Here is a 5507-nt window from a genome sequence, read left to right on the forward strand (position 1 = left end):
AATAGTTAAGCAGTTTGATATGCACCATTAGCTCAGTTGGTAGAGCAACTGACTCTTAATCAGTGGGTCCTGGGTTCGAGTCCCCGATGGTGCACCAATTTTTTGGCCCGTTGGTCAAGCGGTTAAGACACCGGCCTCTCACGCCGGTAACACCAGTTCGATTCTGGTACGGGTCACTTAAAATAGTCGGTGCTTATGGCAATGAGGTCACACCCGTTCCCATTCCGAACACGGAAGTTAAGCTCATTCGCGTTGACGATACTTGGCTGGTGACGGCCCGGGAAACTAAATCAGTGCCGACATTATATATTCCTCCTTAGCTCAGTCGGTAGAGCACTCGGCTGTTAACCGAGTTGTCGCCCGTTCGAGCCGGGCAGGGGGAGCCAAAAAAGCGTCTGCAATTGCAGGCGCTTTTGTATTTTATTATTGACTTTTAATCGTATTAGTGTTATAATCTGCTTGTAAAATATTTTATCGGATTGGTAATGAAATATGAGGAACAGTATACGAAAAATACTAATATACAGTGGTATTATGCTGATACTTGCGGCAATCTCACTGTGTACTTACAATATTATAAAGGACAGAAAGGCATATTCAAAGTCCCAGGAAGTAATGACGGAGCTGATACAGCTTATCCCTGAGACGACTGATGAAAAGCCAACGAATGTACCTTCAAACCCTGCTGACAATCTGTTTGCACCTTATGAAGAGAAAAGTGCTACAGATAAGCTTCCTCCTTCTATAAGTGTTAACGGCAGGGACTACTGCGGTTATATCTCTCTGCCAGCTTTCGGATTAGAGTTGCCGGTTATAGACAGTTGGAGCTATGAAGCCCTTGACGTTTCTCCATGTCGTTTCAGCGGTACTGCTGCCGGTAATGATCTTATCATTGCAGCTCATAATTATAACAGTCATTTTGGACTTATCTCTAAGCTGAATAATGGTGACGATATCATTTTTACCGATACCTCCGGTACAGTCCACAGCTATCATGTGGACGAAATAAGGGTTCTGGACGGTGGAGATGCAGAGGGAATGTTCGGCGGTAGCCGCAATGAATGGGATATAACACTTTTTACCTGTACACTCAGTGGACAGAGTAGAGTTGCAGTCAGAGGTTGCAGGGTGAATAGATAATATGTCAGACTGGTTTTATGTGAAATAAGGAGCTATTATAAAAGGCAGGCATAAAGAAGTTTTACACTTCAAAATGCCTGCCTTTCTATTTGGGGTCGCTTTAATTATTCATTATCGTCCTTTTTAGTCTTTATAAGTGTTCCTAAGGATATGAGCACAAGTCCACCTGCACTGAGAGGTATGACAGGCCACCAGAGCTGTCCCGTTTGAGCAAGGGGTGGCAGCGCTGATGTTGTTGTAGGAGGTTTTGTGACCGTTGTCTGGGTTATAACAGTCGTTGTCGTGGTAGTTGTTGTGATGTCTGTTATTGTTGTGGTGGTCGATGTAGTAGGCGGTATTGTTGACTTGTAGCTGTTCTTTATAAGGTACTGAGTGCTATTAAAGTCAATCATCACAGTATATTCCGCAGGGATTTCACGTTCGGCAACGTGCCAGTTATTGATTGGGTCTGTATCCTTCCAGCGGTGTTCCCAGTTGTTCTCCTCATTAAGGATAACTGTGTCGTGGAGCTCTCCGTTGCAGAACAGATCAACAGTTACATAAGAAGGATGTGCGATACTGTCTGGAGAATCGTTTACCCACACCTTTCTGACGGTGTAGGCGCCTACAGTGTTTCCGAGCGTAGCATAAAAAAACTTGGGGTAGGCATTATAGCTGAATGTAACGCTGCTTTCGTCTGCTTCAAGAAGGAGCGAGGAGGGAACATAGTATGTGTTGCCTACCTGAAGAGTTTTACCGGCGGCAAGATATAATCCATTGTTCAAACCGGCGAAGGTCAGCTCTCCGTTTTCGTTGGTTTCTCCGCTTCTTATTGGAGCTATTTTGTCCGCAACAGCAAAGCTTTCTATGGTCTTTGCCATCTGCTCTACGTTTTCCTCGGTTATGCTGCTTATATCTATTGGATAGCCTGCAAAGTCTCCTGTTAGAACGAAACTGTCACCGGAGCGCTCTCCTATCTTGTATAGCTTCCACTGCATACCTGTCAGTATCGTTTCGTCCTTGCGGCATATCAGTGTTATGGAGCTTTCAGCGTAGCTCTCGCAGCTGCCGCAGAATGGCAAGCACATTGAAAGGCATATAAACAGGGAAAGTAAAGATACTGTAAAGCGTGCAGCTTTGTTTTTTGAAATCGACATTATATCACCTCTTTGGATATTTTTTGTTTCTGTCCTGTCTGCCACTGAATATCCAGAACAGGATCAGGCATACAAGGATTGGGATGATTATTAACGGGAGCACCGCCATTTCATCGACAGGGATAGCGTCAGCAGGAACCTTTACAACATGAGGTAGCTCTGTATCTATCCTGTGAGCCTTGACAAGCAGGCGGTGAGTGTTTATCCCGTAGGGAGTGCAGGTCATAAGGGTAACGCAATCCATATCTGGCACGGCAGTGAGTTTTTCCATTTCACTGGGGAGTATAGTAACTATTTCGTCCACCTCGTAATCGAGTATCTCATCGAGAACTGTTATGCGGAAGGTATCGTTTTCAGTGAGCTGGTCGATATCCGTGAACAACTTTGCTGACGGGAGACCGCGGTGAGCAGATATTACTGAGTGGCAGCCCTTTCCGCCTATTGGCAGTGAAGTGCCTTCAATGTGCCCAACGGCTATATTGAGTACCTCTGGACTTGTTCCATGGTATATAGGGAGATATGTATTTATCTTAGGTATCTCGATATATCCCATGATGCCGGTACCTGTTATATCAAGAGACTGTTCGTAGCCCTTTATGCTTTTATAGTCTGTCAGCGGTGAGCTCAGCTTCGCTAGCTCACTGTTGTATTTTCTTGCTCTTTCGAGCTGCCTTTCCTTGTCGCTGTTGTCCATGTCGCTTACTGTCTGATCGTATATAGCGATGGCCCGCGACTGCTTGTTTGAGTTCCACCAGTTGCTGAATGACGGATAAGCCATTATGCAAAGACCAATTATAAGTGTAGCAACAAGTGCGGCATTGATGAGAAAACTGCGCTTATTCTTCATTTTATCTTACCGGAGGAATCGAGAGGCAGCACCCTTAAACTGAGCTTTCCGATTATATTTTCTTCGGCAACGCAACCCACGGAGGAGGATCGACTGTCCACCGATGTATCCCTGGCGTCGCCCATGACGAAGTATCTACTGCTGGGAACTGTGAAAGGGAAGGCGGTATCGCACTCTCCCACAGCTTTACAGCTAACGTAAGGCTCATCGAGTATATTCCCGTTGAGTTCCACGGTGCCGTCATCAAGTAAATTCACAATGTCATTGGGAGTTCCAATGACGCGTTTTATCAGCACTTTTTTATTGTGGTAGAAGGCAATGACGTCTCCTTTTTTTATATCCGCCGATTTATTGCAGAGCACCACCTGTCCCTTGGACAGCGTAGGCTCCATGCTGCTTCCCGTGACCTTGAATACGGGAAATACGAAATTGCAGACAAGAACGACGACGGCAGCTGCGGTTATAAGAGAAGAAAGGGTACTGAGCAGCGCTTTTGCAAATGCTTTTTTCTGACCTCTCGGCTTTGGAGTCTGTTCATTTGTGCTGTTTTCGTCCATGATATGATACTCAGCCTTTCTGAATATACTGTCTGTAATAAGTGATAAAATTAATACAATAACTTTATTTTACGCACATATATTACTGTCCGGAGCTTCTGCTCTCTGAGGAGCCTGTCCTTCCGGGCGCAGACTTCTCGTATGTATATTATACTTCCTTTGGTGGCTGCAAGTCAATCATAAAGTTTGAAAAATCATGAAATAAAGCCAAATTTTGGCGTTGGTCACAATAAGAGCGTTTTTCTTTGGGCAAAACGTCAAAAAATTTCCAAATTAAAAACGCCTGATTAACAATGTATTAATACCAGTCCACAAGGTATAAACAGACTGAAATTATGCAGCAAGTATACAAAACTGGCTGAACCTTTTTGTGTTTAAAGCACACAAATTACGTGACGAATATTGGCGGATTCTTACAAAAAAAGTATTTTTTTGTTAATAAACAGCAAAAAGTGTTGACGGCACTTCATAACAAATGGTATAATGTAAATACCTGATAGAAACAGAGAAAATGATCCGCTTTTAATGGAGAAAAAATATGACTGATAAAGAGTTCAAGCGCTTGAAAAGAAGCGATCTGATATATATAATATACGAATACCAAAAAAAACAGGAGGAGCTCATGAAGGAAAACGAGGAGCTCCGGGAAAAGCTTAAGGAAAAGGAACTGAAAATAAGCAATGCCGGCTCTCTTGCAGAGGTGGCGGCAAAGCTCAACGGGCTCTTTGAAGCCGCTCAGCAGACCGCCGACGACTATCTGAGCCAGCTTGAGAATACAGCTTCCGCCGAGGCTGAGAAAAAGGCGGAAGCCATAATAAGGGAAGCCGAGAAAAAAGCCCGGGAGATAATATCCGGAGCTGAGAAAGGCTCTCTCAGCGATATAAATGATGATTAAAGGGATAGTGTATTATGTCAGCAAAGAAAAAGGTCCCGGAGACTATGCCATCCGTCGAACAGGTCGAGACGGAGCTTAAGAATATAAAATACAGGAAAAGATTCAGGAGCACTCTTGTCAGTACAGTGTCCATACTCATAGTCGTGGCAGCTGTGGCGGTGCTCGTATCGACGCTGTTTTTCCCTGTCGTACAGGTGGCAGGAAGCAGCATGGAGCCGACTCTGAAGGAGGGGGATATCCTCCTGCTTGTGAAGTCGGACAAGGTAGATTACGGAGAGATGTGCTGCGTTTCATGGCAGAACAAATCACTGCTGAAGCGCGTTATCGGACTTTCAGGGGACGTTATTGACATAGACGGCGACGGGAACGTCTTTGTCAACGGAGAGTTTCTTGACGAGCCCTATGTCGGCGACAAGGAGCTGGGAAGATGTGAGATAGATTTCCCGTATCAGGTGCCTGAGGACAAGATATTCATACTCGGCGATCAGCGGAGCTCTTCTGTGGACAGCAGAAGCGCCGCTATAGGCTGCGTAGGAAAGGATCAGATAGTCGGAAAGGTACTCTTCAGGGTATGGTCCAAGAAATGACAACAGAAAGGGGGACGATGAAATAGATGAAAAGCTATTTCGACAGTTTTTATGAGATAATTCATAAAAACAGTGTCAAGCGACGGCGAATGGTATCGCTGTTGCTTGTGTTATCAGTATTTGTTTCATCGGGCGTTCTCTGGGAGCTCAGGGATACCGTTATAACGATGGTGAACGAGCCCTTCTGCGGCATGGAGGAGCACGAGCATACCGATGAATGTTATGAATACAGACTTGTATGCGGACTTGATGAGGACAGCGGGCATACTCATACCGACGAGTGCTACGAAAAGGTGCTCGTGTGCGGATATGAGGAGCATTTGCATACAATGCTCTGCTATACCG

6 protein-coding genes, 3 tRNA genes, 1 rRNA gene and 1 pseudogene are annotated in these 5507 nt (G+C 45.0%); 8 read left to right on the top strand and 3 right to left on the bottom strand.

Going from position 1 to position 5507, the window contains the following annotated elements:
* The first annotated feature begins 21 nt into the window (after positions 1-21).
* From J6U00_RS07970 to J6U00_RS07990, 5 genes are all read left to right on the top strand, one after another.
* Positions 22-97, top strand: a tRNA-Lys gene (locus tag J6U00_RS07970).
* Between the two features lie 7 nt (positions 98-104).
* Positions 105-176, top strand: a tRNA-Glu gene (locus J6U00_RS07975).
* A gap of 9 nt (positions 177-185) precedes the next feature.
* Positions 186-302: ribosomal RNA gene (gene rrf / locus J6U00_RS07980) — 5S ribosomal RNA — on the top strand.
* Positions 303-310: 8 nt separating this feature from the next.
* Positions 311-386, top strand: a tRNA-Asn gene (locus J6U00_RS07985).
* Between the two features lie 106 nt (positions 387-492).
* Entirely contained in the window at positions 493-1140 is a 648-nt protein-coding gene (locus tag J6U00_RS07990; RefSeq protein WP_296580825.1) for a sortase, read from the top strand.
* Positions 1141-1244: 104 nt separating this feature from the next.
* Here J6U00_RS07990 and J6U00_RS07995 read toward each other — a convergent pair whose 3' ends face one another.
* Genes J6U00_RS07995 through lepB (J6U00_RS08005) form a run of 3 tightly spaced genes read right to left on the bottom strand, consistent with a single transcriptional unit; the run spans position 1245 to position 3680 of the window.
* A complete protein-coding gene (locus J6U00_RS07995; RefSeq protein WP_296580827.1) occupies positions 1245-2276 on the bottom strand; it encodes a Cna B-type domain-containing protein in 1032 nt (343 codons plus the stop codon).
* Between the two features lie 4 nt (positions 2277-2280).
* Positions 2281-3123 (bottom strand): class C sortase, encoded by an 843-nt coding sequence (locus J6U00_RS08000; RefSeq protein ID WP_296580828.1) that lies wholly within the window; start codon positions 3121-3123, stop codon positions 2281-2283.
* Positions 3120-3680 (bottom strand): signal peptidase I, encoded by a 561-nt coding sequence (gene lepB / locus J6U00_RS08005; RefSeq protein ID WP_296580830.1) that lies wholly within the window; start codon positions 3678-3680, stop codon positions 3120-3122. Before lepB (J6U00_RS08005) ends, J6U00_RS08000 begins: the two co-directional genes overlap by 4 nt.
* A 538-nt stretch (positions 3681-4218) precedes the next feature.
* Between lepB (J6U00_RS08005) and J6U00_RS08010 the strand changes: the two genes are divergently transcribed.
* From J6U00_RS08010 to J6U00_RS08020, 3 genes and pseudogenes are all read left to right on the top strand, one after another.
* Entirely contained in the window at positions 4219-4575 is a 357-nt protein-coding gene (locus tag J6U00_RS08010; protein WP_296580833.1) for a hypothetical protein, read from the top strand.
* A 14-nt stretch (positions 4576-4589) separates the two neighbouring features.
* On the top strand, positions 4590-5162 hold the full coding sequence (gene lepB / locus J6U00_RS08015) for a signal peptidase I (protein WP_296580835.1): 573 nt from the start codon (positions 4590-4592) through the stop codon (positions 5160-5162).
* 26 nt (positions 5163-5188) lie between these two features.
* Positions 5189-5507, top strand: a pseudogene (locus J6U00_RS08020) (hypothetical protein); the annotation flags it as partial.

The sequence above is a fragment of the Ruminococcus sp. genome, assembly GCF_017650195.1.
Classification (GTDB): Bacteria; Bacillota; Clostridia; order Oscillospirales; family Ruminococcaceae; genus Ruminococcus.

Excerpts from the sequence above, each read along its gene's own strand:
- J6U00_RS07990 (WP_296580825.1), top strand. The coding sequence starts at position 493 with ATGAGGAACAGTATACGAAAAATACTAATATACAGTGGTATTATGCTG.
- J6U00_RS07995 (WP_296580827.1), bottom strand. The coding sequence starts at position 2,276 with ATGTCGATTTCAAAAAACAAAGCTGCACGCTTTACAGTATCTTTACTT.
- J6U00_RS08000 (WP_296580828.1), bottom strand. The coding sequence starts at position 3,123 with ATGAAGAATAAGCGCAGTTTTCTCATCAATGCCGCACTTGTTGCTACA.
- lepB (WP_296580830.1), bottom strand. The coding sequence starts at position 3,680 with ATGGACGAAAACAGCACAAATGAACAGACTCCAAAGCCGAGAGGTCAG.
- J6U00_RS08010 (WP_296580833.1), top strand. The coding sequence starts at position 4,219 with ATGACTGATAAAGAGTTCAAGCGCTTGAAAAGAAGCGATCTGATATAT.
- lepB (WP_296580835.1), top strand. The coding sequence starts at position 4,590 with ATGTCAGCAAAGAAAAAGGTCCCGGAGACTATGCCATCCGTCGAACAG.